This is a genomic window from Kordiimonas sp. (assembly GCF_048260245.1).
Taxonomy (GTDB): Bacteria; Pseudomonadota; Alphaproteobacteria; order Sphingomonadales; family Kordiimonadaceae; genus Kordiimonas.
In genome coordinates this window covers 203,334-217,538 of sequence record NZ_JBLXGZ010000001.1, presented here as the reverse complement: position 1 = coordinate 217,538, position 14,205 = coordinate 203,334, and the positions used below count along the sequence as shown (strand labels likewise).

The window sequence follows — 14,205 nt, the reverse complement described above, 5'->3', positions numbered from 1 at the left end:
AATGGGTAAGTTGTATAATTCTTTCAAATTTGGCGTGATCGCCATGGCTGCTGTGATTGGCTTGTCAGTGACGGCATCGGCACAGATTCTCACGGTTGATGATGAGCGAGTGGAGCGCGAGGCGGCTGCATATAAAGACTTCAACCTGCAAACCAATGAACTGCGCCAGAGCATTCTGCAACGTCGTCAGATGGTGACGCGGGGTGGCGCCATCGAGCAGCAGCTTGCTGATCTTGAAAAGCGCAAGGCCATAATCGGTAACGATAAATACGAAGAAGAGAAAAAGAAACTCGAGCAAACCTATGTGCGGTTCCAGCAGGAACTGGCACAGCTTGAATATGTCTTTGACCAGCTTCGCCAGGAAGCCATGGTGCAGGTTGAGCGCGCACGCCAGCCGGTGATCCGCAGCCTGTTGGCCGAGCGTGACGCCCAGGTTATCATGATGAAGCGGCTGTTGCTTGGCTCGGCAGCTGGCATCGACGTGACGACACAGTTCATCGAAAAGCTTGATTCCGAGCTACCGAATGTGACGCTCAACAACCTGCCCAAGCCAGCAGCAGAAGCGCCTGCCGAGCCGAGCCAGCAATAAGCCTTGATGCTTATTGGAGAGCACGAATGACGACATTCGATATTGAAAAAATCATGGAACTGATACCACACCGGTATCCGTTCCTGCTTGTGGACAAGGTTGTTGATATTGTGCCGGGAGAGACCTGTACAGGTATCAAAAATGTCACCATCAATGAACCGTTTTTCCCAGGCCATTTTCCGCAAAAACCAGTTATGCCGGGCGTTTTGATCCTGGAAGCGATGGCACAGACAGCTGGTGCTCTTGCAATCGATTTCCTTGGGGATGATGCAAAGGGTAAGGTGGTCTATTTCATGGCGATTGACGGTGCCAAGTTCCGCCGCCCGGTTGTGCCGGGTGACCGGCTTGAGATGAAGCTGGCGAAAATTCGCGGCCGGGGGGCGGTGTGGAAATTCGACGGAAAAGCTTATGTGGACGGTGAGCTTGTTACCGAAGCCACGCTTACGGCCATGCTTGGTGGCTGATACGACAAGGATATAAAAGAATGCGAAAAGGTGGTCCGATAGTGGCCACCTTTTTTTGTGTCAGGATCACCAGATTTGCATCAAGCAAATAAAAAGGCCGGTCGAATGACCGGCCTTTCCGAATTTACTGCGGTAAAAAGCTTAGCGCTTGTCGAGTGATACATAGTCGCGTTTTGGCGAGCCGGTGAACAGCTGGCGCGGGCGACCGATCTTTTGTGTCGGGTCTTCCACCATTTCTTTCCACTGCGCGATCCAGCCGCTGGTGCGCGCAAGCGCAAACAGAACGGTGAACATGGCTGTTGGAATGCCCATAGCCTTGAGAATGATGCCCGAGTAGAAGTCCACATTCGGGTAGAGCTTCTTGGAGACGAAATATTCGTCCTCAAGGGCAATCTTCTCAAGTTCCATTGCTACGTCAAAGAGTGGATCATCCACACCCAGTTCTTCAAGAACCTTATGTGCTGTATCGCGCATCACGGTCGCGCGCGGGTCGAAGTTTTTGTAGACGCGGTGACCGAAGCCCATGAGGCGGAACGGGTCGCTCTTGTCCTTTGCGCGGGCGACAAATTCGGGGATGCGGTCAACAGTGCCAATTTCCTCGAGCATATTGAGGCAAGCCTCATTCGCGCCGCCATGTGCCGGGCCCCATAGACAAGCAATACCAGCGGCAATGCAGGCAAACGGGTTGGCGCCTGACGAACCGGCGAGACGAACGGTCGAGGTGGATGCATTTTGCTCATGGTCTGCGTGCAGGATGAAAATCAGGTCCATGGCTTTTTCAAGCGTCGGGCTGACTTTATATTCCTCCGCCGGCACCGAGAACATCATGTGCAGGAAGTTGGCAGCGTAAGACAGTTCGTTACGCGGATAGACAAACGGCTGACCAACCGAATATTTGTATGCCATTGCGGCGATCGTCGGGATCTTGGCGATCAGACGGTAGCTGGCCACCATGCGCTGGTGCGGATCGTTGATATCTGTGCTGTCATGATAAAAGGCAGCCAGAGCCCCGACAACACCAACCATGATCGCCATCGGGTGCGCGTCGCGGCGGAAACCGCTGAAAAAGCGGTGAAGCTGTTCGTGCACCATGGTGTGGTGGGTGATGTCATGAACGAACTTTTCTTTTTCCGCTTTGGTCGGCAGTTCCCCAAATAGAAGGAGGTAACACACTTCCATGAAGTCGCTGCCGGCAGCGAGTTGTTCAATCGGGTAGCCACGATATTGCAGCTCGCCTTTTTCACCGTCGATATAGGTGATTTTGGATTCACAGCTGGCCGTGGACGTAAAGCCCGGGTCAAAGGTAAACATTCCGGTCTGCGCATACAGCTTCCGGATATCAAGCACCTTTGGACCTACAGACCCCTCCATAACAGGAAGGTCGACGTCAGAGCCGGCGCCGGCCAGTTTAAGGGGATCATTCGACATGGTCCTTACTCCTTCTCAAAAATCAAATGTCTGCCACTACAGACTAAAGGATTACGCGGCAACGCGGTCCCTCAAGCGGCCGATGGTCTCGTCCTGGCCTAATATTTCCAGGGTTTCCACCAGGTCGCCGGACTGTTTCCCTCCGGTCACAGCGGCCCGTATCGGCTGCATCACTTTGCCAAGTTTAAGGTCTTCTGCTTGCGCAAAAGACATAATGGCAGCTTTAATCACCGGTGCAGTCCACTCGGTGACAGCTTCCAATTCGTTCGCCGCTTTTTCAAGCACTGGCAGCACATCGCCTGTCAGTTGCTTGGCGGCATTGCCCGTTATTTCTAACGGGCGTGTATTACAAAAAAGAGACGCACTTTCAGCAAGCTCAGGCAATCTCTTGGCCCGTTCGGCGAGCGCGGGCAGTGCGCGACGAATACGCGCCACTTCCGTCTCATCGAGCGCACGGCTCAGTGTATTTTCTAGTCCGCTTTTGATAATTGACAAGAGGCGATCTGCTTCCGCTTCACGAATATAGTGTCCGTTAAGGCTATCAAGCTTGTCAAAGTCAAAGCGGGCAGGGCCGCGGCCAATATTTTCAAGGTTAAACCACTTGATCGCGTCTTCTGTTGAGATAATCTCGTCGTCGCCGTGGCTCCAGCCCAGACGCAACAAATAGTTGCGCATTGCTTCCGGAAGGAAGCCCATTTCTTCATAGGCTTCAACCCCGAGCGCACCATGGCGTTTGGAGAGTTTTTTGCCATCCGGTCCATGGATCAGGGGGATATGCGCGTAAACCGGTAGGTCCCATGCCATGGCGGCGTAAATCTGATACTGGCGGAAAGCGTTGTTAAGGTGGTCGTCACCGCGGATAACATGGGTCACGCCCATGTCATGGTCATCCACTACCACAGCCAGCATATACGTCGGCGTGCCGTCCGAGCGCAGGATAATCATGTCATCCAGTTCCGCGTTTTTGACCGTCACCTCGCCCTGAACGGCGTCATTGATGGTTACCTCACCCTCGCGCGGCATTTTGATGCGCACAGCATAGGGGGCGCCCTCAGGGGCGTCGCTTGGGTCACGGTCGCGCCACAGGTCACCGCGGAAGTTGCGGCCATCAGCGCGCGCCGCGTCGCGTGCTTCGCCAATTTCCTCTGTGCTTGCGTAGCAGCGGTAGGCCTTGCCTTGGGCCAGCATTTCAAGCGCGACTTCCTGATGCCGGTCAGCGCGCGAAACCTGACTGACTTCGGTGCCGTCCCATTTAAGTTCAAGCCAGCGCATACCAGCAAGGATGGCGTCAATCGCTTCATCCGTGGAGCGCTTGCGGTCCGTGTCTTCAATGCGCAGTAAAAACTCGCCGCCATGGTGCCGGGCAAAGAGCCAATTATACAGTGCTGTCCGGGCACCACCAATGTGGAGGAAGCCGGTTGGAGACGGTGCAAACCGCGTTACCACTTTGGGCATGTTTTTTTGCATGCTCAGGGACTAAACCTTTGTTGTTAAATACAAAATACCGACGCTGGAAATGTTTGATAACGTCGGTGAAGATAGCTTGTCAGGCTTGTAGCACAAGTTTTCTGACAACACAAATTGCCGCAGCGCAAAAAATATTCTTCTGCGCGACAAGCAGTCGGTTATATGTGAATGCATGAGGGAGATGTCGAGGGTGGTGCGACAAAAAGAACAAAGTAGCTGCATCTGGCGGTCTGTGTCATGACGGCGCACACGTGGCGAAATCGTTCACTTGGCTTTGTCCGCGGAACACTGAGGGAGCTGGCTACAGACCAGACGTGGCGCCATGGTGAATGGCGCCTGATGGTTTTAACCATGACATTTGGTGCCATGTGCGCAGCCTATATTGCAATGTCGGCAGCGCCCCCGGGGTTTTGGTATATATTGCCGGTATGTCTTATGTATGTAGGGCTTATGTTTTGGCGGCGGGCGTGGCGGCATTTTGGCGTGCAACTGATCATGATGCTTTTGCTGGCATGCCTTGCATCAAGCTGGCGCATTATGGATGTGGTCGGCCCTCAATTGGATGGCGAACATTATACCGCGCTCACGGGCGTGGTGGAACGCTTTGATAAACGCCCTGACCGCTCACCGCGCCTGACATTGCGCCCAACAGCCATGGATGATGTGCATATCGGTCTGCCGAAGCGCATAAGCCTTATTGTCAGAACTCGCATTCCCGATTCAGTTCGTCCGGGTACCAGCGTATCGCTTAAGGCTATTGTGGCGCCGCCGCTTAGCCCAGTTGTCCCTGGCGGTTATGATTTTGCCCGTGCTCGCTTTTTTAAAGGTATCGGTGGGGAGGGGTATGCGGCATCAGCCGTTGTTGTGATCAACGACGCGGAGCAGACGAATGGTTTCAGCTTAAACCTGCTGACAATACGTAATAAGATCGCGGAAGAGCTGCTTCGCATCCTGCCTGGTCAGGTTGGCGCTGTGGCCGCTGCGTTGACCGTGGGGGATCGCCACTATATCGACAAGGAGACATCCGCCGCCATCCGGGATGCTGGCCTTGCCCACCTCTTGGCGATATCGGGGCTGCATATGGGGCTTATCACCGCAGCGGCATTTTTTGTGATTGAATACCTATTTGCTGCGGTCCCCGCGATCGCTCTTCGGGTCCGGCCTAAAAAAATCGCCGCAGTGGTAGCCTGGGGCGTGGCATGTGCTTATCTTTTGCTTTCCGGTATGGGGATTGCCACCATACGCGCCTTCATTATGATCAGTGTCGCGCTTCTCGCGGTGCTTGCAGACCGCAGGGTGTTGTCGCTGCGAAGCATAGCGCTTGCGGCGCTCGCGATCCTGGCCCTGTGGCCAGAGGCTATTCTCAGTGTCAGTTTTCAGATGTCTTTTGCCGCGACTGCGGCATTGATCGCCGTGTATGAAATATTATCGGCGCGCGGCTGGACATCAACGCGTGAAGCGGGCCCGCTAAAACGGCTTGCACGGTTTGTTTTTTTCATGGCGTTTACCAGCCTGATATCTCAGGTCGCGATCGCCCCCTTCGCGCTCTATCATTTCCAAACATTATCATTGATTGGTATTTTGGCGAACGTTGTTGTTGTGCCGATCATGAGTGCCGTTGTTATGCCGCTTGCGCTTGCCACGCTCGTGCTGATGCCGCTGGGGCTTCACGAAATATTTGCGCAAATAATGGGCTTTGGGTTGGAGCGGGTAATTTGGCTTGCGCAGTATTTTGCCCACTTTCCCTATGCTGTATATCGTGCAGGTGCGCCGTCTGATTTATATCTGATGCTTGCCAGTATTCTCTTTTGCAGCCTTCTATTACTGCGGCATAAGTTTCTTGGTCCTGCTTCCATGGTCGTGTTTATTGCCATAACCTTTATGCCCTTTGATCATACCGCGGATGTGCTGCTGGACCGGGAGGGCAGGGTAATCGCCCGCGCTGACCAAGCATCTGGCAGGTTGCTGGTTGTCGGCGGAAGGCGGGATAGTTACCGGGACGAAAACTGGAGACGGTACTGGGGGCTGGACCTTGATCATGAGGCGGGACTTTTGCACCGACACTGTGACGCCGCCGCGTGCCGGACAGCTCTGGGTGGAGGGCGTTATGTGACCGTGCTGAAATCAATGTCTGCACTTCGGCAGGCGTGTAGTGCGGGTGATATTGTTGTTGGTTCCTGGCGCTGGCGGGGATTTTGCAAGGGTGCCGGTGTGTATATATACGCTGAGAATTTCGAGTATCGTGGCACAGTAGCCATCTATTTTGATCGGTCCACTACCGATGCACCTACCGATATGTCATTTCAATGGAGCCAGCCGCAGGGCAACCGTCCATGGCACCGGTCGAGGGATCGGCGCTGACAACAGGCGAAATAACAAAACATGCAAGGCCAGCAACGCCGCATTGATACAGGCAAGGCAAAGTAAAAAGGCGTGCGCGCTGGCGTAACTGAATTAAGCTTAAACGCTTGGCTGACAGCATCAATAACCAGTTAGTGATATTGGCGTAACAAACCGACAAGGCGGCCTTGGACCTGTACACGCGCCGCTTCAACTACCTGCGTGCTAAAGTCTCTGTTTGCCGGTACAAGCTCGATAAAACGTCCATTGCGGCGGATGGTTTTCAGTGTTGCCTCCTCCCGGTCGACAAGGGCCACCACAACTTCACCGTCGCGGGCAGTGTCCGTGCTTTCAATCACAACGGTATCGCCATCCAGTATGCCTAGCTCCACCATGGAATCTCCAGATACTTCAAGCGCAAAGCAGTCGCCTCGGCCCAACATGCCCGGCGGGACAGCAACAAAGCTATCGCGATTTTCCAGAGCTTCGATGGGAGTACCTGCGGCAATACGTCCGTGCAACGGGATTTCAACACCGCGATCTTCTCGCGCGGTAACTTCACGTGGTCCGGCAGCGCCGAAATTGCCCGCGACCACATTGCTTGCAGCTGTACCAGTTGCCTTCTCGGGCATCTTAATGATTTCCAGCGCGCGGGCACGGTTAGCCATGCGGCGGATGAATCCGCGTTCTTCAAGGGCATTGACCAATCGGTGTACACCTGACTTGGATTTCAAGCCAAGGGCGTCTTTCATTTCATCAAAAGACGGGGATACGCCGTTTTCAGCCAACCGTTCCTGAATGAATACAAGAAGTTGCTGTTGTTTTGCCGTAAGCATTGCGTCTCTCCGCCAATTTGTTTTCGGTATGTTCTCTTTTAGTTCACCTTTTGATTGATTGTCAAGCGCTGGCTTCGTTTCGAATAGCCTGAGCTTGTAATCAGAAGGGCAGAAAGGGAACGAAATCATCAGCTTTGGCGGCTGGTGCCTCGGGTTGCCGGATGATCAGACCATCGCTTTGCGACAAAACTGTCAGCAGGCTACTGTCCTGATCGACGGCAGGATCAAGAGTACGCTGCCCTGGCACACCGATGAGCCGGGCACGAACATAATGCTGGCGCGAACCATTGGCGGGCATATCGGTGGCGAGCGGCAGTGGTACGCCGGTGGGCAGTGGGGACGGGCGACCCATAAGCTGATCCACCAGCGGGCGGGCAAACAGCAGCGCGCAGACAAAAGCGGATACCGGGTTGCCGGGCAGCCCGAGTACACGCATGTCAGCAATCTGGCCAAAAATCAGCGGTTTTCCCGGGCGCATGGCCACTTTCCAGAAATCCAGCGTCATGCCTTCAGCCGACAGGGCTTGTTGCATCAGGTCCTTGTCGCCCACGGACGCACCGCCCAGCGTAATAAGGATATCCGCACCTTTTGCCTTTTTGATCGCGGCTTGCAGGGATTTAAGGCTATCTCCTGCCTGACCGATATACATACATATGGCGCCAGCATCGTTTAACAAAGCGGCAATCTGCGGCGCCGTGCTGTTGACTGTCTCGTGGGCTTTAAAACTTTTCTGCTCGGGAGGCGCCAGCTCGTCGCCTGTTGCCAGGATCGCAACCTTTGGCGCGCGGTGTACCATCAAGTGGCTGTGACCCGCAGAGGCCGCGAGCCCGATTGATTTCGGTGTCATGAAGGTACCGGAATCCAGCACGATTTGTTTGTCAAAAAAATCGCTTCCCATGACGCGGATATTCTTGCCGGACGCTGCGGGCTCTCGCGTGAAGATGTTCTTGTCCCTGCGCTCGACATTTTCCTGGATGATTACCTGATCTGCGCCGTCCGGCACCGCCGCACCGGTGAAAATACGAATGCTTTGGCCGGGTTTGATGCTGCCGTCAAACGGATCACCCGCCGCGCTTTCACCTACAACGGTAAATTCTTTCATCTCACCGTCCAGCTCGGCGCTCCGCACCGCGTAACCATCCATGGCAGAAAGACTACAACCGGGCTGGGAGCGCCGGGCCGCCAGCGGTGCGGCCAGCACACGACCGGATGTCTCAGCGACTGGCAGGCGTTCTGTCGTCAACGGCTTTGCTCCAGTGACGATATGCTCGTATGCCTTTTCAACGCTGATCATAACCTGTTGTCCTTTTTTATATGGCTAGGTGTCGGCTTGATAGAGCCCGGATTTGCCGCCTTCTTTCATCAGCAGGCGAATGCCGTCAATCTGCATTGCTTTGTCGACAGCCTTGGCCATGTCATAGAAGGTCAGCGCTGCGACGGACACGGCTGTAAGGGCTTCCATCTCAACCCCGGTCTGACCGGCCACTTTCACCGTGGCCTCCAGCCGCACTCGGGTGTTATTGATGCGATCAATCGCCACCTTCACACTGGTGACAGGCAGCGGGTGGCAAAGCGGGATGAGGTCGCTGGTTTTTTTTGCCGCCATGATGCCAGCAAGTTTTGCCGTGGTGATCACGTCACCCTTGGGCAGGTCGCCGCTGAAGACCAGGTCAAGGGTTTCTGCCTGCGCTTCGAGGAAGCCCTCAGCAATGGCAGTGCGAGAGGTCAGAGGCTTGGCACCTACGTCGACCATATGGACCGCACCCTTGTCGTCAAGATGGCTCAGCTTTGGCACAGAATCCCTCTTTTTTACTGTATTTATTGCGCATCTGCTGCACAGATTTCACGCTTTTTTGCACAGACATTCAAGGCTTTTCAGCCTGCTTTCTGTAAGCGTTTGACGGCGGCGGCAACGTCGGCCTCGCGCATGAAGGTCTCGCCAATCAGGAAGCATCCGGCACCCGCCGCCTCACATCTCTGCAGGTCGTCAGATGTTCTCAAGCCGGATTCTGCGACGGCGATACGGTCGTTCGCATAGGTGGGTGCAAGCGACAATGTGGTCTCAAGTGAAACATCCATTGTCTTTAAGTTTCTATTATTTATACCGATCAATTCACTTTTTAATTTAAGCGCACGTTCAAGTTCAGGCGCGTCGTGAACCTCGATAAGTACATCCATGCCAAAGCTGCGAGCGGCATCTTCCAGTTCGGCGGCAAGAGTGTCATCAAGGGCAGCCATGATTAGCAAAATACAGTCGGCACCGAGCGCGCGTGCCTCAACCACCTGATAGGGGTCAACCATGAAATCCTTGCGCAAAACAGGCAATGCACAAACGCTTCTCGCGGCGATAAGATAGTCGTTATGTCCTTGAAAATAAGGGATATCTGTTAAAACAGAAAGGCACGTTGCCCCGCCTTGCTCGTAGGCTTTCGCTAACTCGGCGGGATCAAAATCCGCCCGTATCAGGCCTTTTGAAGGGCTGGCTTTTTTGATTTCACATATAAAACCATAGCGGCCTGAAGCACGCGCGGCCTTAAGTGCGTTGATAAAGCCGCGTGGGCTATCGGCTTTTTTTGCTCTATCCTCTTGTTCTGAAAAAGATATTTCAGCCTTTGTCTCAGCGACGTGCGCGCGTTTTCGGCCGCAGATTTCAGCAAGGATATCACGCATCGGCTTGCTCCGGCTTGTTGGCCTGGGTAAAGCTAATCCATTGGGATAGTGTGGTTTTAGCCTTTCCGCTATCGATTGTAGCCTGGGCCACATCCACGCCGTCCTGCAAAGTCGCCGCCATCCCCGCCACAACCAGTGCGGCACCTGTGTTCATCAGCACTATATCGCGGTAGGCGGAGGGCTGCCCGTCCACTAGTTGACGGAAAGCTTGAGCGTTTACGTCGGCGTCGCCGCCCTTTAACGCATTGATATCACTCATATTTAAGCCAACATCGCCGGGACTTACCTCGAATTCCCGGATACTGCCATTCTTTAACTCTGCAACATAGGTCGGGCCGGTGACGGTCAGCTCATCAAGGCCATCGCTGCCATGCACGACCCACACATGTTCGCTACCCAGCTTCTTTAGTACTTCGGCCATGGGACGCAACCATTTTCGGTCAAAGACTCCCAAAACTTGCCTTTTTGCCTGAGCTGGATTTGCGAGTGGACCCAATAGGTTAAAGATTGTTCTTAACTGAAGGGATGCGCGTGCGGGTGCAACATGACGCATGGCCCGGTGATGGGACGGGGCAAACATGAAAGCAAAACCGAGCGTGCGCAGGCTCTCTTCATTTGCCGCCTGGCTCATCTCCAGGTTGGCGCCAAGCGATACCAAGACATCCGCCGAGCCGGACTTGGACGACACCGACCGGTTACCGTGTTTGGCCACCACCGCGCCTGCTGCGGCTGCAACAATGGCTGCCGCAGTCGAGATGTTGTATGTGCCGATGCCGTCACCGCCAGTGCCACAGGTATCGATATGCCCGTCAGGCGCAGCTATGATGTCGGCCTTGGCGCGCAAAACCCTGGCGCCACCCACGATCTCGTCAACCTGTTCACCGCGCAGGCGCAAGGCCATGCTGAAGGCGGCCATCTGCGCAAGGTCCGCTGCTCCGGACATGATGATATCAAAGGCTTTTTGCGCTTCGGCCGCGCTTAAAAAGTGGCCGTCAGCCAGTTTAGCGAGAATGGGTCTGAGGTCTGACATCGTGTTAACCTTGTTCGCAGAGGGTAATAAAATTCTTCATTAAAGCGTGGCCATGCTCTGACGCGATGCTTTCCGGGTGGAACTGAACCCCGTGCAAGGGATATTTCTTATGCTGCAGGCCCATGATAAGGCCGTCATCGGTCTCCGCCGTGACTTCCAGACAATCAGGCAAGTTGTCTCGCGCAACGATAAGGGAATGATACCGCGTAGCCTCATAAGGGCTTGGTAATCCTTTAAAAATTCCGCTGCCGGTGTGTGTTATCCAGCTCGTTTTGCCATGCATGACATAGGGCGCGCGGCAGACGGTGCCGCCAAAGGCCTGTCCGATGCTCTGAAAACCAAGGCAGACGCCAAACACCGGGATGTCAGCCTTTACTACATCGATAAGCTCCAGACATATCCCGGCTTCATTCGGTGTGCAGGGGCCCGGGCTGATGATAATACCTTTAGGGGCTTTTTTCACCACTTCGGCGACCGAGACCTGATCATTTCGGTACACGTCAACTTTTGCCCCCAATTCCACCAGATAATGGTACAAATTGTAGGTAAAGCTGTCGTAGTTATCGATCAGAATATACATTCCCTTGGTCCCTGATTCTTGAAACAGTTGGACAATGCGGCTTTCAGGGGGAATGTCAATGCTGGACTGGTCAAGTCGCGACAAATGCATCCACGCAGAAGATTAATTGAAGTATTTGAAAGTGTTCGGGCAAAAAAAATCAAATTCCACCTTAGGCGCTGATAGAAATTTCACACCGTGGCAACGATTAAGACGTGCGGGTGTATATCTTTATGTCGGGATCGTTTTGGCCAGCATATTTGCGCTTGTCGTTGTACTGAAGGATGAGGGGGAAGCGCAGCTTGCGGCGATAGCGCCTCAGGCAGAGGGTGATGTCGCCGCTATTCCGGGGGGAATGGCCGGGGAAGAAGCCGCTCCCAGCATGGTGACCGACGTATTGGACAAGCGAGGCAGGCAGAAACCTGCAAATGGTAAATCAGGTGCGACTGTTGGGGCCGCGATTGCCTCTCTCGCTCTACCTATCGAAACGAGCGGTCGGGTATCAGAAGTACCGGAAGGCCCCGAAACAGCCGCCAAGCCCGCGTGGCAACAGTTTGCCGCGCTCTGGCCTCATGTGGACAAACCCATCCTCGCTATCGTCATTGATGATTTGGGTTTGTCTGAGGAGGCAACCCTCACGCTTGCGCGCATGCAGGGGCCGTATACTCTGGCCTTCCTACCTTACGCGGACAACCTCGGTAGCCAAACGAGTTTGATGAAGCAGGCTGGGCATGAACTAATGGTTCATATGCCGATGCAGCCGAAGAGCAATGATGCGGATCCCGGAAAAAATGCGCTCCTCACGGACCTGACGCCGGAAGAGTTTGACCGGCGGCTTGAATGGAACTTGAGCCGGTTCGAAGGGTATGTCGGGATTAATAATCATATGGGGAGCGAGCTTACGGAGGATGCAGGTGCGATGGTACGTGTCATGGTGCGGCTGCGCGCTAAGAGGCACCTGTTTCTGGATAGCCTGACATCCCCGAAAAGTGTAGGGACACGTGCGGCCAGGGCGACAGGTGTTGCGTATATCGCCAGGGATATCTTTTTGGATAATGTCCGCGAAGAAAACGCGGTTCTGGAGCAGTTGGCAAAGGCTGAACGCATTGCTTTGCGCCGGGGATATGCTGTTGCAATCGGACATCCATACGATGTCACGCTTGAGACACTGCGAGTGTGGCGCGATACGCTGGAACGCAGAGGGTTTGCGCTTGTACCCTTGAGCCAGATAATGGCAGAGAAGCAGGCTCAGCAGCCGATAAAGGTTATCGGCGGGGAAGCAAGGTGATGTTTATTCATCAGCCGCGGTTTGAACGTGCGAACCTAAGCGCCTCTTTTGCCGCGGAGACCAGCGCACGCGCTTTGTTCTCACACTCCTGAAATTCAGATTCTGCAGTGCTGTCAGCGACCACACCAGCGCCAGCTTGCACATGCATTACGCCGTCTTTGACGATAGCTGTTCTGAGAACGATACAGGTATCCATAGCACCGTTCGCGCTGAAATAACCCACGCTGCCGGCGTAGGGGCCTCGTGCGTCAACCTCCAGTTCATCAATTATTTCCATTGCGCGGACCTTTGGGGCGCCTGAGACGGTCCCCGCCGGGAAGCCTGCCGCGAGGGCGTCGATCGCGTCGAAGCGGTTGTCGTCGATTTTCCCCACGACATTGGAGACGATGTGCATGACATGCGAGTAAAGTTCAATGTTGTTACGGGATGTCACCTTTACCGTACCCGGTTTGGCCACGCGTCCAACATCATTCCTCCCAAGATCAAGCAGCATCAGGTGCTCTGCCAGTTCTTTCTGATCCGACAGGAGGTCGTCGGCAAGGGCTGTATCTTCCGCTGGTGAGGCGCCACGCTTTCGGGTGCCTGCAATCGGACGGATGGTGACGTCCCCATCGCGCAACCGCACCAGTATCTCCGGACTGGAGCCGACGATGGCAAAGTCTTCGAAAGCGAGGTGATACATGAACGGAGAGGGGTTGGTTCGCCTTAGCGCACGGTAAAGGGAAAAGGGAGGAAGCTCGAATGGCATGGAGTAACGCTGACTGAGAACCACCTGAAAGATGTCGCCTGACAGAATATAATCCTGAGCACGCTCTACCATCTCATAAAATCGCTTGCGGCTTGTATTGGAGGTAGCTTCCTGCATGGTCGCTGCAGCCATTGAATGGGAAAGCGGCAGCGGGCTGTCGAGCCTATCCAGCATCGTTTGCAGACGGGCATCAGCGCTCGCAAGTGCGCATTCTGCTGTAACACCGTTTTGCGGCCGCACAGGCGTTACCAAAGTGATCAGGTTGGTGACGCTGTCAAAAATGGCCATGATCGTAGGGCGGATGAAGATAGAGGTTGCCAGCCCCAAAGGGTCGGGCTTTGCCGTTGTCAGCTTTTCCATCTGCCGGACCATGTCATAGCCCATATATCCCACGAGGCCTGCCGCCATGGGGGGCAGGGGATGCGGCAGGTCTATCAGGCTTTCCTGTTGCAGTGCACGCAGGCTTTCCAGCGGTTTGTCATCAAGTATCTGATAGCTACCCCCTTCATCTGCATCACGACAGATAGAAACTTTTTCGCCTTCATTTCGCCAAACTATATCGGGCCGCAGACCGATGATCGAATAACGGCCACGGTTTTCACCGCCTTCAACGGATTCAAGCAGGCAGGAATAGGTTTCCCCTACCGCTAGCTTGATGTAGGCGGAAACAGGTGTATCGAGATCGGCAACCAATGTTGTTGCGACAACCTGCGGCGTGCCAGCGTCATAGAGGCGTTCTTGCGCCTCTATGTCATTGCCTGAGTTGGAGATGTCCGTGTCTTTCAC

13 protein-coding genes are annotated in these 14,205 nt (G+C 54.5%); 4 read left to right on the top strand and 9 right to left on the bottom strand.

All coding sequences use genetic code 11. From position 1 onward, the window contains the following. The first annotated feature begins 1 nt into the window (after position 1). Positions 2-589 (top strand): hypothetical protein, encoded by a 588-nt coding sequence (locus ACN0VM_RS00990; protein WP_417448962.1) that lies wholly within the window; start codon positions 2-4, stop codon positions 587-589. 26 nt (positions 590-615) lie between these two features. Beyond that, on the top strand, positions 616-1,053 hold the full coding sequence (gene fabZ / locus ACN0VM_RS00985) for a 3-hydroxyacyl-ACP dehydratase FabZ (RefSeq protein WP_417448961.1): 438 nt from the start codon (positions 616-618) through the stop codon (positions 1,051-1,053). A gap of 141 nt (positions 1,054-1,194) precedes the next feature. On the opposite strand, the gene ACN0VM_RS00980 is transcribed toward fabZ, so the two are convergent. Together ACN0VM_RS00980 and gltX are read right to left on the bottom strand one after the other, a co-directional pair. Beyond that, positions 1,195-2,481 carry a citrate synthase gene (locus tag ACN0VM_RS00980; protein WP_417448960.1) on the bottom strand — a complete coding sequence of 429 codons (1,287 nt, stop codon included), beginning with the start codon at positions 2,479-2,481 and terminating at the stop codon, positions 1,195-1,197. Between the two features lie 51 nt (positions 2,482-2,532). Continuing rightward, on the bottom strand, positions 2,533-3,936 hold the full coding sequence (gene gltX, locus ACN0VM_RS00975) for a glutamate--tRNA ligase (RefSeq protein ID WP_417448959.1): 1,404 nt from the start codon (positions 3,934-3,936) through the stop codon (positions 2,533-2,535). A gap of 249 nt (positions 3,937-4,185) precedes the next feature. On the opposite strand from gltX, the gene ACN0VM_RS00970 reads away from it, so the two are divergent. Then, positions 4,186-6,309 carry a ComEC/Rec2 family competence protein gene (locus tag ACN0VM_RS00970; RefSeq protein ID WP_417448958.1) on the top strand — a complete coding sequence of 708 codons (2,124 nt, stop codon included), beginning with the start codon at positions 4,186-4,188 and terminating at the stop codon, positions 6,307-6,309. 131 nt (positions 6,310-6,440) lie between these two features. Here ACN0VM_RS00970 and lexA read toward each other — a convergent pair whose 3' ends face one another. The 6 genes from lexA to ACN0VM_RS00940 all read right to left on the bottom strand — a co-directional run bounded on the left by lexA (position 6,441) and on the right by ACN0VM_RS00940 (position 11,404). After that, positions 6,441-7,124 (bottom strand): transcriptional repressor LexA, encoded by a 684-nt coding sequence (lexA, locus tag ACN0VM_RS00965; protein WP_417448957.1) that lies wholly within the window; start codon positions 7,122-7,124, stop codon positions 6,441-6,443. A 100-nt stretch (positions 7,125-7,224) separates the two neighbouring features. Beyond that, complete coding sequence (gene glp, locus ACN0VM_RS00960) at positions 7,225-8,418, bottom strand: gephyrin-like molybdotransferase Glp (RefSeq protein WP_417448956.1); 1,194 nt, start codon at positions 8,416-8,418, stop codon at positions 7,225-7,227. 24 nt (positions 8,419-8,442) lie between these two features. After that, on the bottom strand, positions 8,443-8,919 hold the full coding sequence (moaC, locus tag ACN0VM_RS00955) for a cyclic pyranopterin monophosphate synthase MoaC (RefSeq protein ID WP_417448955.1): 477 nt from the start codon (positions 8,917-8,919) through the stop codon (positions 8,443-8,445). An 80-nt stretch (positions 8,920-8,999) separates the two neighbouring features. Then, complete coding sequence (trpC, locus tag ACN0VM_RS00950) at positions 9,000-9,794, bottom strand: indole-3-glycerol phosphate synthase TrpC (protein WP_417448954.1); 795 nt, start codon at positions 9,792-9,794, stop codon at positions 9,000-9,002. Then, positions 9,787-10,824, bottom strand: a complete 1,038-nt coding sequence (gene trpD / locus ACN0VM_RS00945; RefSeq protein WP_417448953.1) for an anthranilate phosphoribosyltransferase — start codon at positions 10,822-10,824, stop codon at positions 9,787-9,789. The genes trpC and trpD overlap by 8 nt, the downstream gene beginning before the upstream one ends. Before the next feature lie 4 nt (positions 10,825-10,828). Further along, the gene (locus ACN0VM_RS00940) at positions 10,829-11,404 is read right to left on the bottom strand and encodes an anthranilate synthase component II (RefSeq protein WP_417448952.1); all 576 of its coding nucleotides are present in this window, start codon (positions 11,402-11,404) and stop codon (positions 10,829-10,831) included. Between the two features lie 226 nt (positions 11,405-11,630). On the opposite strand from ACN0VM_RS00940, the gene ACN0VM_RS00935 reads away from it, so the two are divergent. After that, a complete protein-coding gene (locus ACN0VM_RS00935; RefSeq protein ID WP_417448951.1) occupies positions 11,631-12,671 on the top strand; it encodes a divergent polysaccharide deacetylase family protein in 1,041 nt (346 codons plus the stop codon). A gap of 10 nt (positions 12,672-12,681) precedes the next feature. Here the strand turns inward: ACN0VM_RS00935 and trpE are convergent, their stop codons facing one another. Beyond that, positions 12,682-14,205 carry an anthranilate synthase component I gene (trpE, locus tag ACN0VM_RS00930; protein WP_417448950.1) on the bottom strand — a complete coding sequence of 508 codons (1,524 nt, stop codon included), beginning with the start codon at positions 14,203-14,205 and terminating at the stop codon, positions 12,682-12,684.

What these genes read in the sequence shown, in the direction of transcription:
- ACN0VM_RS00990 (WP_417448962.1), top strand. Translation starts at nt 2, where the DNA reads ATGGGTAAGTTGTATAATTCTTTCAAATTTGGCGTGATCGCCATGGCT.
- fabZ (WP_417448961.1), top strand. Translation starts at nt 616, where the DNA reads ATGACGACATTCGATATTGAAAAAATCATGGAACTGATACCACACCGG.
- ACN0VM_RS00980 (WP_417448960.1), bottom strand. Translation starts at nt 2,481, where the DNA reads ATGTCGAATGATCCCCTTAAACTGGCCGGCGCCGGCTCTGACGTCGAC.
- gltX (WP_417448959.1), bottom strand. Translation starts at nt 3,936, where the DNA reads ATGCCCAAAGTGGTAACGCGGTTTGCACCGTCTCCAACCGGCTTCCTC.
- ACN0VM_RS00970 (WP_417448958.1), top strand. Translation starts at nt 4,186, where the DNA reads ATGACGGCGCACACGTGGCGAAATCGTTCACTTGGCTTTGTCCGCGGA.
- lexA (WP_417448957.1), bottom strand. Translation starts at nt 7,124, where the DNA reads ATGCTTACGGCAAAACAACAGCAACTTCTTGTATTCATTCAGGAACGG.
- glp (WP_417448956.1), bottom strand. Translation starts at nt 8,418, where the DNA reads ATGATCAGCGTTGAAAAGGCATACGAGCATATCGTCACTGGAGCAAAG.
- trpC (WP_417448954.1), bottom strand. Translation starts at nt 9,794, where the DNA reads ATGCGTGATATCCTTGCTGAAATCTGCGGCCGAAAACGCGCGCACGTC.
- trpD (WP_417448953.1), bottom strand. Translation starts at nt 10,824, where the DNA reads ATGTCAGACCTCAGACCCATTCTCGCTAAACTGGCTGACGGCCACTTT.
- ACN0VM_RS00940 (WP_417448952.1), bottom strand. Translation starts at nt 11,404, where the DNA reads ATGTATATTCTGATCGATAACTACGACAGCTTTACCTACAATTTGTAC.